This is a genomic window from Comamonas sp., from assembly GCF_009360615.1.
GTDB lineage: Bacteria > Pseudomonadota > Gammaproteobacteria > Burkholderiales > Burkholderiaceae_C > Comamonas.
This window is the reverse complement of the sequence record NZ_SPEY01000042.1, coordinates 63283-78968: the sequence shown is the minus strand read 5'-3', so window position 1 is coordinate 78968 and position 15686 is coordinate 63283. Positions and strand designations below refer to the sequence as shown.

Sequence of the window (15686 nt, the reverse complement as noted above, 5' to 3'; positions counted from 1 at the left end):
GCAAACCCGCAAAATCAAAACCATGAGTACTGTTTTCTCATGCGAAAATGGCATCAGCCCATAATGTGTCACTATGAACCCCCTGCTCTCGCGCTTACAGCCTTATCCGTTTGAACGCCTTCGCCAACTGTTTGCCTCTGCTCAGCCCCCGGAGGGCCTGCGTCCCATCAGCCTCGGCATTGGAGAGCCGCGTCACGCCACGCCAGCGTTCATTGAAAAGGCGCTGAGCAGCGAACTGGAGGGCCTGTCCGTCTACCCTGCCACCGCAGGCCTGCCCGCTCTGCGCCAGGCCTTTGCGCAATGGGCCAACCGGCGATACGGCATAGAGCTGGATGCGGCGACCCAGGTTCTGCCCGTCAATGGCTCGCGTGAAGCCTTGTTTGCCTTCACGCAGGTGGTGGTGGACAGCACCCGCGCCGGAGCGCGCGTGATCTGTCCCAACCCCTTCTATCAAATCTACGAAGGTGCGACGCTGCTGGCCGGTGCCACCCCCTATTACGCAGCCAGCGATGCCTCGCGCAACTTCGCCGTGAACTGGGATGCCGTGCCCGAGGAGGTATGGCAGGACACGCAGATGATCTTTGTCTGCTCGCCCGGCAATCCCACCGGCGCGGTGATGCCGCTGAGCGAATGGGAAAAGCTGTTTGCGCTGTCCGACAAGCACGGCTTTGTGATTGCCAGTGACGAGTGCTACAGCGAGATCTACTTCCAGGAAGAAGCACCGCTGGGCGGCCTTGAGGCCGCCAAAAAGCTGGGACGCCATGACTTCAAGAATCTGGTGATGTTCACCAGCCTGTCCAAGAGAAGCAATGTGCCGGGATTGCGCAGCGGTTTCGTGGCGGGCGATGCCGCCCTGCTCAAGTCCTTCCTGCTCTACCGCACCTATCACGGCGGCGCCATGAGCCCGGTGGTTCAGACCGCATCGATTGCGGCCTGGGGCGACGAAGACCACGTCAAGGAAAATCGCCGCTTGTACCGCGAGAAGTTTGCCCAGGTCACACCGGTGCTGTCCAGAGTCCTGGATGTCAAGCTACCCGATGCCAGCTTCTATCTCTGGGCGGGTATTCCGCCTGAATTGGGCATGGATGATGCACAATTTGCCAAGGAGCTGTATATTCATACAGGCGTGACAGTCTTACCAGGAAGCTACCTCGCACGCGAGGCCCATGGATTCAACCCCGGAGCACAGCGTATTCGAATGGCTCTGGTGGCCGAAACGGCAGAATGCCTTGAAGCAGCTCAGCGTATTGCCCGGTTCATCGAGTCCCGCGCACGCTGACTTCCCTCGGAGGTCCGCCTTGCGCAGGCCTCATGTCTCAACGATTCACCTCAACTTTCGATCTTTGACCGAAAACATCATGACGCAACAACTGCAATCCATCATCGACAACGCCTGGGACAACCGTGCCAATATTTCGCCTTCCGCCGCCCCCAAGGAAGTGGTGGATGCCGTGGAGCATGTGATTGCCGAACTCAATGACGGCAAGCTGCGCGTGGCCACCCGCGAAGGTGTGGGCCAGTGGACGGTGCACCAGTGGATCAAGAAGGCCGTGTTGCTGTCCTTCCGCCTCAAGGATAATGCGCTGATCAACGGCGGCGCGCTGAACTTCTTCGACAAGGTGCCCACCAAGTTCGAAGGCATGAGCGAAGCCGAGATCGCCGCCACCGGTGTGCGCGTCGTTCCTCCTGCCGTTGCCCGTCGCGGCTCCTTCATCGCCCGGGGTGCCATCCTGATGCCTTCCTACGTGAACATCGGCGCCTATGTGGACGAAGGCACCATGGTCGACACCTGGGCTACCGTGGGTTCCTGCGCCCAGGTGGGCAAGAACGTGCACCTGTCCGGCGGCGTGGGCCTGGGCGGCGTGCTCGAGCCCCTGCAAGCCAACCCCACCATCATCGAAGACAACTGCTTCATCGGCGCCCGCTCCGAAGTGGTCGAAGGCGTGATCGTGGAGGAGAACTCCGTTCTGGGCATGGGCGTCTACATCGGCCAGTCCACTCCCCTGTTCAACCGTGAAACCGGCGAGATCACCTACGGCCGCGTTCCCAGTGGCTCGGTGGTGGTCAGCGGCAACATTCCCAAGCAGACCAAGGATGGCAAGGACTACTCCATGTATGCCGCCATCATCGTCAAGCGTGTGGATGCCCAGACCCGCTCCAAGACCAGCATCAACGACCTGCTGCGCGACTGATGGGCATCTGGCCATGCTCGTTCCGCCGTGCTGCGGACACTGCACCGGCCTGCTCCTCACGCAAGCCTGCCCGCTGACAAGCGGGCAGGCTTTTTCAATGCGAGGGACCAGCTTTGCTTGTCAGACACCGCCTGCACCGAGTTGACACGCGCTAACATGCGCACACAGAGAGCCTGTGCAAGAGAGGATGAAGAGCAAATGAGCACCATGGAAAAAATTCTGCGTCTGATGTCCGAAAAAAAGGCATCGGATGTGTATCTCTCCGCCCGCGCGCCCGCGCTGATCAAGATCAACGGCATCTGCATCCCCATCAATAATCAGGAACTGCCGGTGGAGGCCCCGCTGGCCTTGCTATCGGAAGTCGTCAGCCCGCAAGCCATCGAAGAGCTCAAGCAGACGGGAGAGCTGAACATGGCCATCCCCATGAAAGGCATCGGTCGCTTTCGTATCAGCGCCATGCGCCAGCGTGGCTCCTATGCAGTCGTCGTGCGCTTCATCTCTCAGCAGGTGCCTTCACGCGACAGCCTGAACCTGCCGCCCGTGGTCAGCGAACTGGTCATGGAAAAGCGCGGTCTGGTCCTGGTGGTTGGCGCAACGGGCTCGGGCAAGAGCACAACGCTGGCGACCATGATCGACGAACGCAACGAAAAGCTCAGCGGTCACATCCTCACGGTGGAAGACCCCGTCGAGTATCAGTTTCGCAACAAGAAGTCGATCGTCAACCAGCGAGAGGTCGGCACCGATACCAGCACCTTGGCAACCGCCCTCAAGAATGCGCTGCGCCAGGCTCCCGACGTCATCTTGATCGGCGAAATCCGCGATCGCGAAACCATGTCCGCCGCACTGGCCTATGCCCAGTCCGGTCATCTGTGCCTGGCCACTCTGCACGCCAACAACAGCTATCACACGCTCAACCGCATCCTCTCCTTTTTTCCGGAGGAAGTGCGCCCCAGCATGTTGGGCGAGCTGGCGGCCTCTCTCAAGGCCGTGATCTCCCAGCGCCTCGTACGCACCGTCAATGGCACGCGCGTGCCGGCCGTGGAGGTGATGCTCAATACAAAGCTCATCAGCGACATGATCGTCAAAGGCGATTTCGGCGGGGTGAAGGATGCCATGGAGAAGTCCATGGCCGAAGGCTCGCAGACCTTTGAGGAAGCACTGGCGGCACTGGTGCGCAGTGGCACAATTGAGCGCAGCGAAGCGCTGGCCTATGCCGACTCGCCCACGAATCTGATGTGGCGCATGGATAATGACGCCAGTCATGCGGCCACTGCTGTCAACACCCCGACCACCGCCGATGTGATCCTGCCCGGCGATGACGATATGCCGTCTTTCACGGAAATCACCCTGGATGTCAGAACCGCCTGAGGCTGCCCGCCACGGCGGCCTTGGCATTGTTTTAGTTTGAAGCCCCTCCATGTCCCGGACCCTGCAACTGACCGAGCAGCTCATCAGCCTGCCCTCCGTCACCCCCGAAGATGCTGGCTGCCTCGAGCTGCTCGCCGACGCCCTGACGCCCATGGGCTTTGCCTGCGAGCGGCTGGACAGCGGCCCCGCAGACTTTCGGGTACAAAACCTGTGGGCAAAACGCTCTCCCGAGCGCCAACTGGCTGCACAAGGCGCTATCCGTTCAGAGAGAGCCGTGCTCGTTTTTGCCGGCCATACCGACGTGGTGCCCCCCGGCCCGCTCAAGGAATGGTCCAGCCCACCCTTTGTACCCATGCACCGCGACGGCAAGCTTTACGGCCGCGGAGCCAGCGATATGAAAACCTCGATAGCGGCCTTCGTCGTGGCGCTGGAAGAGTTTCTGCAGACCACGCCCGAGCCCGCCTTTGACATCGCGCTTTTGCTGACCAGCGACGAGGAAGGCCCTTCGGTTGACGGAACCAAGGTCGTGGTCGAGCAGCTGCGCCAGCGCGGCGAACGTCTGGACTGGTGCATCGTGGGCGAGCCCACCTCGGTCAAGCAGACCGGAGACATGATCAAGAACGGCCGTCGCGGCACCATGAGCGGCAAGCTCACGGTCAACGGCGTGCAAGGCCACATCGCTTATCCGCAACTGGCTCGCAATCCCATTCACGAAGCCCTGCCCGCACTCGCGGAGCTCGCCGCCACGGTCTGGGACCAGGGCAATGCGTTCTTCCCTCCGACCAGTTGGCAGATCAGCAACATCCATGGCGGCACGGGTGCCAGCAACGTGATTCCCGGCCATGTGGTGATCGACTTCAACTTCCGCTTCTGCACCGAGTCCAGTTCCGAATCCCTGCAAAAGCGCGTGCATGAGATCCTCGACCGTCACGGTGTCGAATACTCGCTGGTCTGGACCGTGGGCGGACAGCCCTTTCTGACCACACCAGGCACCCTGGTTCAGGCCGTTCAGGCCGCCATCCGGGACGAAACCGGACTGGAGACCGAGCTGTCCACCACCGGCGGCACCAGCGATGGCCGCTTCATCGCCCAGATCTGTCCCCAGGTCATCGAAATGGGTCCACCCAATGCCAGCATCCACAAGATCGACGAGCACATCGCCGTGGCCGATATCGAGCCGCTGAAGAACATTTACCGCAGGACGCTGGAGCAACTCCAGCGCCAGCAGACCGCCCTGACCGCATGAGCACCACGAGTACCCCCCCGATTTCCGGCAAGACCGTTGCCGCACTGATTGCCAGCGGCACCCAGGCCCTCGCCACTGCCGGCGTGGCTTTTGGCCACGGTACGGCCACCGCCGAAGACGAAGCGGCCTGGCTGGTGCTCTGGAAGCTGGGACTGCCACTCGACAGCGAACTCACTCCAGGGGCTCCTGGGTCAGTCTCCGATCAGCCGGTATCCCCTGAAATGCAAGCGCAGACGGCGACGCTTTTCGAGGAGCGCATCCGCAGCCGCAAGCCCGCCGCCTATCTGACGAACGAGGCCTGGCTGGTAGGGGTGCCCTTCTACATCGACGAACGCTCCATCGTGCCGCGCAGCTTCATCGCCGAGTTGCTGGCCGACGGCAGCATCGACGACTGGCTGTCCGACAAGACCGTACAGGTGCTGGATCTCTGTACCGGCAATGGCTCTCTGGCATGCCTGGCCGCCATGGCCTATCCCGACGTCCGTGTCACAGGAGCCGACATCTCGACCGATGCACTGGCCGTCGCCCGCATCAATGTGGAAAAGCATGGACTGCAGGATCGCGTGACTCTGCGGGAGAGCAACGGCATGAGCCAGGTGCCCGGCCCCTGGGATCTGGTGCTGTGCAACCCGCCGTATGTGAACTCCGACAGCATGGACAAGCTGCCTGCCGAGTACCAGGCCGAACCCCGACTGGCCCTGGCCGGCGGCACCGACGGCATGGACTTCATTCGCCAGCTGCTCCAGGACCTGCCGGCCCGCCTGAACAAGGATGCCGTGGTGGTGCTGGAAATCGGCAATGAAAAACCGTATTTCGAGGCCGCCTTCCCCGACCTGCCCGTATTCTGGCTCGACACCAGTTCGGGGGACGAACAGGTGCTGCTGATAACCGAAGAGGCGCTGCGCCACTGGTCAGACAACGACCCGGCCTCGTAAAGGCAGGCGCTGTCAGAGTCGAAGGCCCGGTCGAACCGGGCCATTTTTCTATTTGCCGTTCGCCCGGCAAGCGCTGTCAGTACGCCATGATGCGCGTGGCCAGTTTTGAGATCGGCGTGCGTATCAGCCCTTCGACCCGGGTCGGCAGAAGCATGGGCTTGAGCAGCATGCGCACCGCCAGGTCGGCAGGCAGACGACGGCTGACCAGCTCATAGATACGTCGTGCCATATCCTCGAAACGCGTGCTGCCATCTGCGAAATAGTGCCCCTTGTGCGCCCAGACATGGCGCAACGCGATATCCGAATCGCTCTCGCGCAACTCCTTGAGACGGCCATACAGTGCTTTGGCAATGCGCGCGCGCCCCACCGGTGACTGCTGCTGCAGCTCCTTGAAGTATTTGAGGAAATGCTTGAAGTGATTGACCTCGTCGTTGCGCACATTGCCCAGCAATTCGCACAGCACCGGCTCGTCACAGAGCTCTCGCAGGGTGTGGTAGTAAGCCGTGGTGCCGGTCTCCACCACGCAGCGGGCCACCATCTCCAGGCGCGGATCGGGGTAGAGCTCCTCCATGGTGCAAAGCTGCGAGTATTCGGCAAAGAAGCTGTCGTAGGCTTGCTGCCAGGGGAACTCCGGCCATACGGCCTCCACATAGGCCCGCAGCGCGCGTCCGTGCTGGAGTTCCTCGAACTCCCATTGCTCCTTGAGCCAGGCCGCAATCTCGGGCCAGGCCGCGTAATGCTCTGCGAGGTTGGACGCGTAGGTATCCGAGCCGGTTTCGATGAACGAAGCGCTCATCAGCAGAAAAAACAGGTCCTTGTTGTGCGCTATGGCGCTGCGATCGATGGCAGAGAAGTCAATGTCTTCAATGCGCCAGTGGGCAGAGCCATTTCTGCTCGGAATGGTGGAAGGTGAAGAGAGGGACACGTTGTGCTGCATCAGTTGTAGGACCGACATCCTGAATCTGTCGGACTTCAGACTTAGAGATATGCCATCTTGTCGACATTTGGCCCTTGTGCCATGTCAGATTACGCCGACATTACAGGAGGCTAACATTTCTTCAAATAGCCTTCTACAGGCTTTCACTCCAGCCTTCAAGCTGATTTTTCGAGTAGCACCACCATGGATCTTCGCGGGCTTCGCTATTTCATCACCGTGCTGGAGGCCGGCTCGATCTCACGGGCGGCCCATTCTCTGTATGTGGCCCAGCCGGCACTGACGGCTCAGATCAAGAAGCTCGAGTCCGAACTCGGTGTCCAGTTGCTGGAGCGAACCCATGCGGGAGTCACGGCCACGCCCGCAGGAGGCCGACTTTATGAAGATGCGCGCCGCCTGATCTCCGATGCCGATGCCATGTGCGAACGCCTTCAGCGCCTGCCCATGGGGCCGGAAGGCTCGGTCAGCATTGCCATGCCGTTTTTGCTGACCGGCCTGCTCATGGGTCCGGTGATCGCCAGCTTGCGCCTGAGTTACCCGCGCATCCGCGTGTTTGTGCTCGACGACTCCAGCCTGATGGTGCAAAAAGCCATGCTGGAGCGTCGCGCCGATCTGGGCGTGCTGGTCGACACCGCCAGTCTGCAGGGCCTGCAGGTGCGCCCCATGGCCACCGAGGCCATCTATTTCTGTGGCCATGACCCGCAGGCAGCGGTCAGCCCCCTGCTCTATCGAGGCAGCGCAGAGGAAAATACCCCCTGCCTCGACTTTGCCCATGCCGCGGCACAGCCCCTGGTGCTGCAGTCCAGGCGTTTTTCCATACGCCAGACGGTGGAGCAGGCTGCCAGCGACCTGCAAATCGGCCTGAACATCGTTCACGAGCACGACTCGGCACGGGTCATTCGATCGCTCTATCAATGCGGGGGAGGCTTCACGTTCAGCCCCGCCTGCTCGGTGGCCGAGAGCCCGCAGCCCCCAAACGCGTCCAGCGCCTGGATCGTGGCCAGAGTCTGCAACCCCGATCTGCAGCGTCGATACTATCTGGCGCGCCAGCCCGGCCGCACCCAGGATGCAGCAGTGCAGGTGGTGCAGGACGCACTGCTGCGGCAGGTCCAGACCCTGATCGGAGAAGGCCGCTGGCAAGCCCGCTGGGACTACACGGCCACGTAGAGCGCAATCCGGCTCCCCGCGGCGCGATGAATGCAAAGGTCAGTGGCACGGTGCCCGGGACAAACCCGCAACACGGACTCCATCCGACGGGGATGACAGACACAAGTCCTTGATTTCCGTAGCCATCAAATATATTGATGGCCATGGATCAGCAAACGGTATTTCCTTGACCCCCATTGTTTTGGGACAGTCCAGGCAGATGTCGCACAACGGTGCGGCACTGCTTCAACCAGGACCTGTCCATGATCACTGCCTCGACCGCAGCCTCCCTGCCCGGCCTCCCGCTTCACATCATTGAGGGTGCTCCAACGCTTGGCACCCCTGTCTCCAATGTCGGCGCGCTCGTTGCGCGCTGCTGCCGACTGTATGCCGGCCACCTTGCGGTGACCAGCGCCAGCAGGAACCTCAGCTATGCCGCGCTGGAGCAGCGCAGCAACCGCCTGGCCAATGCCTTGCTGGCTCAGGGTCTGCAGCGTGGCGACCGCGTCGGCATCTACCTGCCCAACTGCACCGAAATCGTAGAAATCGAGCTGGCCTGCTACAAGGCCGCTCTGGTCAAGGCGCCGTTCAACGCCCGTCTTTCGCCGCGTGAAGTGATCGAGATCGCCGACAACAGCGATGCAGCCGTCATCATCACCACAGCGGAACGTGCCGATAGCTTTCGCACCCAGCTACGCAACCCGCAGGTCCGGCTGATGCTACTCGGCAACAATGAAATTAATAGCTATGAGCAGTCACTGGAAAAGGCTTCAGACCAGTTTTCAGCGGTCTCCGTTCACGAGCACGAGGTGGCCGTTCTGCATTACACCTCGGGCTCCTCGGGCACGCTCAAGGCCGCCATGCAGACCTTCGGCAACCGCCTGGCCCAACTGCGAAAGTTCCTGATGCGCGGCGAGGGCATGCAGCCTGGTCATACCCTGGGCCTGGTCGGCCCAGTCACTCATGCGTCGGGCATGCAGCTGATGCCGGCCCTGTGCACAGGCGCCACCGTGCATCTGTTCAGCAGTTTCGAGCCCGCTCGCTTTCTGCAGGACATGCGCAGCCTGCGCGTGACACATACCTTCATGGTGCCGACCATGATCAGTATGCTGCTGGCAGAAACCGCAGGCCGCTACCGCCCCCTGCCCGACCTGATGCGCCTGGGCTATGGCGCCGCGCCCATGGCACCGGCCCGCATCCTGCAGGCCATGGATGTGTTCGGTCCCGTGCTCAGCCAGGGCTATGGCGCGGGCGAGACCACCTCGGGCGTCTGCGCGCTCACCGTGCAGGACCATCTTTACGCCCGCGCCGCCCGGCCCGAATTGCTGTCCTCCTGCGGACGGCCCTTTCTCGAATCGTGTGTGGAAGTGGTCGATGACGCAGGCCGGCCGATGCCCCCGGGCGAGGTCGGCGAGATCGTGGTCAGCGGCGCCGACGTGTTTGCAGGCTACTGGCGCGCCCCAGAGCTGACGGCAGAGGTTCTGAAGCACGGCCGCTACCACACCGGCGACCTGGCCCATGTGGACGAGCAGGGCTTTGTGTACATCGTGGACCGCAAGAAAGACATGGTCATCTCAGGCGGCTTCAACGTCTACCCGTCCGAAGTGGAGGCCGTGCTGAACGAACATGCAGCAGTGCAGGACGCCTGCGTGTTTGCCATCCCCGACGACAAATGGGGCGAAGCCGTGGCGGCCCACATCGTGCTCAAGCAGGGGCAGACGCCTGGTGACAAGGGCCTCCAAGAGGCCATCCGCCGCTTTTGTGCAGAACGCCTGGGCGGCTTCAAGCGACCGCGCCATCTCGAGTTTGTGCAGCAACTGCCCAAGAACCCGAATGGCAAGGTCATGCGCAAGACCGTACAGGCACCCTACTGGATCAATCACAGCCGAAAGGTGAACTGAGATGAATGCCAAAGACCCCATGCACGCCGCATCCCAGACCCCTGCCCTGCTGGCGATGCCGTTCGAGGGCTCGCCACGTGCCGCCGAGCTGATCGCAGCCCTGCAGGATTTCCTGCAGGGCGAGCTGGCAGATCTGGCCCGCGAGCACCACATCAGCCATGAGAACAGCGCCGACAAGGACCTGCTGCGACACGTGTGGAAGCGCTCGCGCGCGCTGGGCTTCTACGGCATGACGCTGCCCAGAGCCCTGGGCGGCGAGGAACTCTCGGTGCTCGACCAGGTGCTGATCAAGGAAGCCATCTATGCCAGCGGATCGCCGTTTGCGCCCCATGTGCTGGGCGAGCTCAGCGGCCCGCCGCGCATCGGCTCACTGGTGCGCAAGGCAACGCCGTCTCAGATGGAACAGATCATCCTGCCCGTGGCACGCGCCGAGAAAGCCATCTGCTTCGCCCTGACCGAAGCCCAGGCCGGATCAGACGCTGGCGCTCTGCAAACCAGGGCCGTGCGCGAGGGCCCGCACTATGTGCTGACCGGACGCAAGCGCTTTATCTCCGGATCGCCGTTTGCCGACTTTGCAGTGCTGATGGCGTCCACTGCCTCCGAGGGCAGTACCGAGCGGGAGATCAGCGCCTTCTTCGTGGACCTGACTGCCCCCGGCGTGGAAGTGGTCAGCGGCTACAAGACCATGGCCGGGCAGTCCCACACCGGGGATATTCATCTGAACGCCGTGCGCGTCCCCGTGGCGCAGCTGATTGGCGAGCCAGGCCGCGGCCTCGGCCTGGCGCTGGGACGCATTAGCGTCAATCGGCTGCTGCACTGCCCTGCCATGCTGGGCCTGGCCGAATGCGCGCTGCGCGATGCGCGCGACTATGCGCTGAGCCGTCAGCAGTTTGGCCGCAGCATTGCCCAGTTCCAGTCCATACAGCACATGCTTGCCGATATGGCTACCGACTGGACGGCCGCCCGCGCGCTGATGATCCAGACCGCCCGCGCGCTGGATGCAGGCATTGATGCACGCGCCCAGGCCTCGATGAGCAAGCTGTTCTGCTCGGAAAAAGCCTTTGCCATCGCCGATCATGCTGTGCAGATCCACGGCGGTGAAGGCATTGTCCAGGGCCGCCGGGTCGAGTTTCTGTTCCGCATGCTGCGTATGTACCGTGTGCTCACCGGCACCAGCGAGATCCAGCGCAACACCATTGCCAAGGAACTGCTCATGCCCTGACGGGACATCACCAGGCAGCCAAAAAAACCAGGAGACACAATGAGCACGCAATCCTTGAACCCCTCTGCCAGCAACAGCGAGCGCCGCGCTTGGCTGCGCATGGCTGGCGCCCGTCTGGGCGCCGCAGGCCTGGGCGCTGTCGGTCTGCACGCCCAGGCCCAGAGCTGGCCCATCCGCCCCATCAAATGGGTGGTTCCCTATATGGCAGGGACCGGTCCGGACAATGCTGCACGCATCGTCTCCGAAGCGCTGAGCCAGCAACTGGGCCAGCCTGTGGTGGTCGAGAACCGGCCCGGCGCAGGCGGCAACATCGGTGCGCGCCAGGTCGCGCGCGCGCGCGCAGACGGCTACACGCTGCTGTATTCTGGCTCACCCATGGCTGCCGCCATGCGCATGTACAAGAACCCGGGGTTCGAGGTATTCCGGGATTTCAGGCACGTCATGGGTGTATCCCGATCGGACATTCTGCTGGTCGTCCACCCCGCATCCGGACTGCGCAGCCTGGCCGACCTGGTCGCCGCCAGCAAATCCCGCGATATCGACTACGCCTCTGGCGGCGTGGGTACGCCCTCGCACCTGGGGGTGGAACTGCTTCTGTCGGCGCTGCAGAGCAAGGCCACCCACGTGCCCTACAAGGGGGCATCCGATCTGGTCAACGCAGTGCTGGGCCAGCAGGTGGTGTTTGCGGCTCCCATCTTTTCCGTCGCCTACCCCCATGTACAGGCAGGCCGGCTGACCCCCCTGGCAGTCGCAGGCGAGCAGCGCAATGACAAGCTGCCCCAGGTCCCTACGCTGGAGGAAACCGGCGTGAAGAACGTACATCTGAGCTCCTGGGGCGGCCTGTCCGTGCCCAGGGACACGCCACAAGCCGTCACCGCCAGGCTGCGCCACGCCATGGAGGCGGTGCTGAGCCAGCCCAAGGTGCGTCAGATGCTGGAGATGGATGGCGGCAAGGTACAGATTCTGGACTCTGCAGCCTATACGCAGGCATTCGAGCACGAGCTGAAATTCACCGAAACCATGATGAAGCGCATAGGCCTTCAAGCGGTATGACGACTCCGACTGAGCCGCCGTACCCGGGGCGCCGCTGCCGCCTGCTCATTCCCGCATGCTCCTGAGGCTGCGGGCATTCGCGGATAATCGGCTCCAGTCATGATCAGTCTCAAGAACATCACGCTGCGCCGCGGCACCAAAGTCCTGCTCGACCAAGTCAGCACCACCATCAACCCGGGAGAGTCCGTCGGCCTTGTCGGCCGCAACGGTGCCGGCAAATCCAGCCTGTTTGCCCTGCTCAATGGAAGCATCAGCGAAGACGGCGGTGATTTCTTCATCCCTCCCCAGTGGCGCATGGCACAGGTGGCACAGCACATGCCGGAAACCGACGAATCTGCCACCCGGTTCGTACTGGATGGCGACACACGCCTGGCCGAGCTGAACGCCCGGTTGGCGGCCGCCGAAGCTTCCGGCGATGGCATGGAAATCGCCCAGGCCCACGTGGATCTGGCAGATGCCGGTGCGCACGATGCTGAATCGCGCGCACAAGCCCTGATTCTCGGTCTGGGATTCAAGGTCTCCGAGCTGGATCAGCCCGTCAACAGCTTCTCGGGCGGCTGGCGCATGCGCCTGCAGCTGGCCCGTGCATTGATGGCTCCCAGCGATCTCCTGCTCCTGGACGAACCCACCAACCACCTGGACCTGGACGCCCTGGTCTGGCTGGAAGCCTGGCTCAAGCGCTACAGCGGCACGATGATCGTCATCAGCCACGACCGCGAGTTTCTGGACGCCATCACCAACGTGACCCTGCAGATTCAGGGCGGACAGATCCATCGCTACGGCGGCAATTACTCGCGCTTTGAAGAGCTGCGCGCCCAGCAGCTGGAGCTTCAAGCAGCCAGCTTCGCCAAGCAGCAGGAAAAAATGGCGCATCTGCAGAAGTTCATTGACCGCTTCAAGGCCAAGGCGAGCAAGGCCAAGCAGGCACAAAGCCGTGTCAAGCAACTTGAGCGCATGGAAAAGATCGGTCCGGTGCTGGCAGAGGCCGAGTTCACCTTCGAATTCAAGGAACCGGCCAACCTGCCCAATCCCATGCTGGCGATCACCGATGCCAGCTTTGGCTATGAGGACGAAGCCGGCCACCAGACCACCATCCTGCGGGGCGTGAACCGCTCCGTGCTGGCAGGTCAACGCATCGGCATTCTGGGCGCCAACGGCCAGGGTAAATCGACCCTGGTCAAGACCATCGCCCGCGAGATGAAGACATTGGCCGGAACCGTCACCGAAGGCAAGGGCCTGAATATCGGCTACTTTGCCCAGCAGGAACTGGATGTGCTGCGCCCCGGCGAAAACCCGCTGGAACATATGATCCGTCTGGCCAAGGAACTGGGTGCGGCCGCACCCGCCGCCAGCCGCGAACAGGACTTGCGCAACTGGCTGGGCACCTTCAATTTCAGCGGCGACATGGTCAAGCAATCCGTGGGCAGCATGAGCGGCGGCGAAAAAGCCCGCCTGGTGCTGGCCATGATCGTCTGGCAACGCCCCAATCTGCTGCTGCTGGACGAGCCTACCAACCACCTGGACCTGGCGACACGCGAAGCACTGGCCATGGCGCTCAATGACTTTGACGGCACCGTGATGCTGGTCTCGCACGACCGCCACCTGCTGCGCGCCGTGTGCGAGGACTTCTGGATGGTGGGCCGCGGCGTTGTCGGCCCCTTCGATGGCGACCTGGACGATTACCAGCGCTATCTGCTGGAAGAGTCCAAGCGGCTGCGTGAAGAAGCGCGCAATGCCGAACAGCAGGCCGCGAGCACGCCAGCGGTGCAGGCTCCGGAAGGTTTCAAGCCAAATACGCCGGAACCCGCCGCCAAGAAAGCGCCTGATGCTCTGAAAACAGAAACCCTCACTGAGGCAGCCGACCCGCGGGAAGCCCGACGCCTGGCTGCAGCAGCCCGCCAGCAACTGGCCGAAAAGACCAAGCCTTACAGGAAAGAGCTGGAACAGATCGACAGGACACTGCCCCAGCTCAATGCCCAGCGCAGCGCGCTGGAAGAAAAGCTGGCCACGCCCGGCCTGTCCGGTGGGGATATCGTGGAAGCGGGCAAGCAACTCAGTGCCGTCAACGCTGAAATCGATCAGCTGGAGGAGCGCTGGCTGGAGCTTTCGGAGCACATCGAAGCCCTGAGCATCGAAACCTGCTGAGCGCGATAAGCGAGCCCTGTCATTGACCCGCCCTGGCAGGGCGCCCTTCACAGCGAATCGCTCCCCGCAACTGACAACATCAGCAAACGTGCGTTGCATTTTCTTGCGCTGTTGATTCAGCTTCTTGTCAACCTGCAGTTCAGGCCAGGCGTTGTACAGGCAAAGGAGTGAACTGCAATGACCACCACTGTTACCGACACCGCCAAAGCCCAGCCCGTAAAGGCGGCAGCCGCTATGTCTCTGATGGCCTGGCCTTGGGACGATCGCGATCGCAAGCGTGCCCCCGCATTCGCTGCCTGATGACCACTGGATAAAAGAACAGTTAAAAATTTTCCCAAAAGCTGTCAACGGGCTGAATCCATCAGGCGTTAAACAGACATACAGGAGAGATTCCCATGCAAACCACGAACATCATGTCCATCTGGCCCGAAGACGAACGCGATCGCAAGCGCTAAGCGCTCGCCGCGCAGCACTGTGCAGACCAAAGCGCAGTGTGTTGCAGCCAGGTGCCCAGGCAGTCGGCAGAGTTGGGCCAAAGAAACCGCAAGCCTTCTGCCCGCGCTCAATCAGCCACCCCTGAAGTGGCCCACCATCCTCAAAACCCGCATGAACGATTTCTGCGGGTTTTGTCATTTCCAGGCAAGCCCAAGCGCCACCGGTGCGCGAAAAGACAATGGGCATGAAAAAAGGAGCCTGAGCTCCTTTTTGCTGAATGCCCGAACAGGCCTAGTGCATGTGCAGGCCGCCGTTGACGGCAAAGTCAGCGCCGGTGGAATAGCTGCCCTCTTCCGAAGCCAGCCAGGCAATGATGGAGGCAATCTCCGAGGGCTCGCCCAGACGCTTGACGGGCACGCCCGCAACGATCTTCTCAAGCACATCGGGACGAATGGCCTTGACCATATCGGTGCCAATATAGCCAGGGCTGACCGTATTCACGGTCACACCCTTGGCGGCCAGTTCTTGCGCCAGCGCCATGGTGAAGCCATGCATGCCGGCCTTGGCAGCCGAGTAATTGGTCTGACCGGCCTGGCCCTTTGCACCGTTGACCGAGCTGATGTTGATGATTCGGCCCCAGCCTTTTTCCACCATGTCTCCCACCACCTGCTTGGTGACGTTGAACATCGAGTTGAGATTGGTTTCGATCACCGACTTCCAGTCATCCGGCGTCATCTTGACGAACATGCGGTCGCGAGTGATGCCCGCGTTGTTCACCAGCACGTCGATGTTGCCGTGCTCTGCCTTGGTCTGATTGAAGGCTTCGACGGTGGATTCCCAATCCCCCACATTGCCGACCGAGGCATAAAACGTGTAACCCAATTGCGCCTGCTCGTCCAGCCACTTGCGGTAGTCGCGCGATGGTCCGCAGCCCGCGATCACCTTGAAGCCATCCTTGTGCAAACGCTGGCAGATCGCGGTACCGATACCGCCCATGCCCCCCGTGACGTACGCTACTTTCTGACCCATTCATCTCTCCTGTCAATCAATGGTTATTTCACGATCACACTATCAACGATAAGCACTCTTGGTCAGGGCTTATCGCTTTG

At 61.9% G+C, this 15686-nt stretch carries 13 protein-coding genes; 11 read left to right on the top strand and 2 right to left on the bottom strand.

Features of this window, described 5'->3' with window-relative positions:
- The first annotated feature begins 73 nt into the window (after positions 1–73).
- From dapC to prmB, 5 genes are all read left to right on the top strand, one after another.
- Positions 74–1279 carry a succinyldiaminopimelate transaminase gene (dapC, locus tag E2583_RS12995; RefSeq protein WP_291596351.1) on the top strand — a complete coding sequence of 402 codons (1206 nt, stop codon included), beginning with the start codon at positions 74–76 and terminating at the stop codon, positions 1277–1279.
- Positions 1280–1358: 79 nt separating this feature from the next.
- Positions 1359–2192: a 2,3,4,5-tetrahydropyridine-2,6-dicarboxylate N-succinyltransferase gene (gene dapD, locus E2583_RS12990; protein ID WP_003075060.1), complete on the top strand. Its 834-nt coding sequence runs from the start codon at positions 1359–1361 to the stop codon at positions 2190–2192.
- A 198-nt stretch (positions 2193–2390) separates the two neighbouring features.
- Positions 2391–3560, top strand: a complete 1170-nt coding sequence (locus E2583_RS12985) for a PilT/PilU family type 4a pilus ATPase (protein ID WP_291596348.1) — start codon at positions 2391–2393, stop codon at positions 3558–3560.
- Between the two features lie 49 nt (positions 3561–3609).
- Entirely contained in the window at positions 3610–4806 is a 1197-nt protein-coding gene (gene dapE, locus E2583_RS12980) for a succinyl-diaminopimelate desuccinylase (protein WP_291596346.1), read from the top strand.
- Positions 4803–5741: a 50S ribosomal protein L3 N(5)-glutamine methyltransferase gene (gene prmB / locus E2583_RS12975; protein WP_291596344.1), complete on the top strand. Its 939-nt coding sequence runs from the start codon at positions 4803–4805 to the stop codon at positions 5739–5741. Before dapE ends, prmB begins: the two co-directional genes overlap by 4 nt.
- A gap of 76 nt (positions 5742–5817) precedes the next feature.
- On the opposite strand, the gene E2583_RS12970 is transcribed toward prmB, so the two are convergent.
- The gene (locus tag E2583_RS12970; protein ID WP_291596422.1) at positions 5818–6678 is read right to left on the bottom strand and encodes a ferritin-like domain-containing protein; all 861 of its coding nucleotides are present in this window, start codon (positions 6676–6678) and stop codon (positions 5818–5820) included.
- Positions 6679–6861: 183 nt separating this feature from the next.
- Between E2583_RS12970 and E2583_RS12965 the strand changes: the two genes are divergently transcribed.
- The 6 genes from E2583_RS12965 (at position 6862) to E2583_RS12940 (ending at position 14442) form a co-directional block, all read left to right on the top strand.
- The gene (locus E2583_RS12965) at positions 6862–7842 is read left to right on the top strand and encodes a LysR family transcriptional regulator (RefSeq protein WP_291596341.1); all 981 of its coding nucleotides are present in this window, start codon (positions 6862–6864) and stop codon (positions 7840–7842) included.
- Positions 7843–8084: 242 nt separating this feature from the next.
- Positions 8085–9722: a class I adenylate-forming enzyme family protein gene (locus E2583_RS12960; protein ID WP_291596339.1), complete on the top strand. Its 1638-nt coding sequence runs from the start codon at positions 8085–8087 to the stop codon at positions 9720–9722.
- Position 9723: 1 nt separating this feature from the next.
- The gene (locus E2583_RS12955; RefSeq protein ID WP_291596337.1) at positions 9724–10944 is read left to right on the top strand and encodes an acyl-CoA dehydrogenase family protein; all 1221 of its coding nucleotides are present in this window, start codon (positions 9724–9726) and stop codon (positions 10942–10944) included.
- A 39-nt stretch (positions 10945–10983) separates the two neighbouring features.
- Positions 10984–11997, top strand: coding sequence for a tripartite tricarboxylate transporter substrate binding protein (locus tag E2583_RS12950; RefSeq protein ID WP_291596335.1), 1014 nt, complete (start codon positions 10984–10986; stop codon positions 11995–11997).
- A gap of 99 nt (positions 11998–12096) precedes the next feature.
- Positions 12097–14142 carry an ABC-F family ATP-binding cassette domain-containing protein gene (locus tag E2583_RS12945; protein WP_291596333.1) on the top strand — a complete coding sequence of 682 codons (2046 nt, stop codon included), beginning with the start codon at positions 12097–12099 and terminating at the stop codon, positions 14140–14142.
- Positions 14143–14319: 177 nt separating this feature from the next.
- Positions 14320–14442, top strand: a complete 123-nt coding sequence (locus E2583_RS12940) for a hypothetical protein (RefSeq protein WP_291596331.1) — start codon at positions 14320–14322, stop codon at positions 14440–14442.
- Positions 14443–14868: 426 nt separating this feature from the next.
- Here E2583_RS12940 and phbB read toward each other — a convergent pair whose 3' ends face one another.
- Positions 14869–15606 carry an acetoacetyl-CoA reductase gene (phbB, locus tag E2583_RS12935; protein WP_291596329.1) on the bottom strand — a complete coding sequence of 246 codons (738 nt, stop codon included), beginning with the start codon at positions 15604–15606 and terminating at the stop codon, positions 14869–14871.
- Positions 15607–15686: the final 80 nt, after the last annotated feature.

Bases quoted from the DNA above. Each gene is read 5' to 3' on its own strand.
- dapC (WP_291596351.1), top strand. From the start codon at position 74: ATGAACCCCCTGCTCTCGCGCTTACAGCCTTATCCGTTTGAACGCCTT.
- dapD (WP_003075060.1), top strand. From the start codon at position 1,359: ATGACGCAACAACTGCAATCCATCATCGACAACGCCTGGGACAACCGT.
- E2583_RS12985 (WP_291596348.1), top strand. From the start codon at position 2,391: ATGAGCACCATGGAAAAAATTCTGCGTCTGATGTCCGAAAAAAAGGCA.
- dapE (WP_291596346.1), top strand. From the start codon at position 3,610: ATGTCCCGGACCCTGCAACTGACCGAGCAGCTCATCAGCCTGCCCTCC.
- prmB (WP_291596344.1), top strand. From the start codon at position 4,803: ATGAGCACCACGAGTACCCCCCCGATTTCCGGCAAGACCGTTGCCGCA.
- E2583_RS12970 (WP_291596422.1), bottom strand. From the start codon at position 6,678: ATGCAGCACAACGTGTCCCTCTCTTCACCTTCCACCATTCCGAGCAGA.
- E2583_RS12965 (WP_291596341.1), top strand. From the start codon at position 6,862: ATGGATCTTCGCGGGCTTCGCTATTTCATCACCGTGCTGGAGGCCGGC.
- E2583_RS12960 (WP_291596339.1), top strand. From the start codon at position 8,085: ATGATCACTGCCTCGACCGCAGCCTCCCTGCCCGGCCTCCCGCTTCAC.
- E2583_RS12955 (WP_291596337.1), top strand. From the start codon at position 9,724: ATGAATGCCAAAGACCCCATGCACGCCGCATCCCAGACCCCTGCCCTG.
- E2583_RS12950 (WP_291596335.1), top strand. From the start codon at position 10,984: ATGAGCACGCAATCCTTGAACCCCTCTGCCAGCAACAGCGAGCGCCGC.
- E2583_RS12945 (WP_291596333.1), top strand. From the start codon at position 12,097: ATGATCAGTCTCAAGAACATCACGCTGCGCCGCGGCACCAAAGTCCTG.
- E2583_RS12940 (WP_291596331.1), top strand. From the start codon at position 14,320: ATGACCACCACTGTTACCGACACCGCCAAAGCCCAGCCCGTAAAGGCG.
- phbB (WP_291596329.1), bottom strand. From the start codon at position 15,606: ATGGGTCAGAAAGTAGCGTACGTCACGGGGGGCATGGGCGGTATCGGT.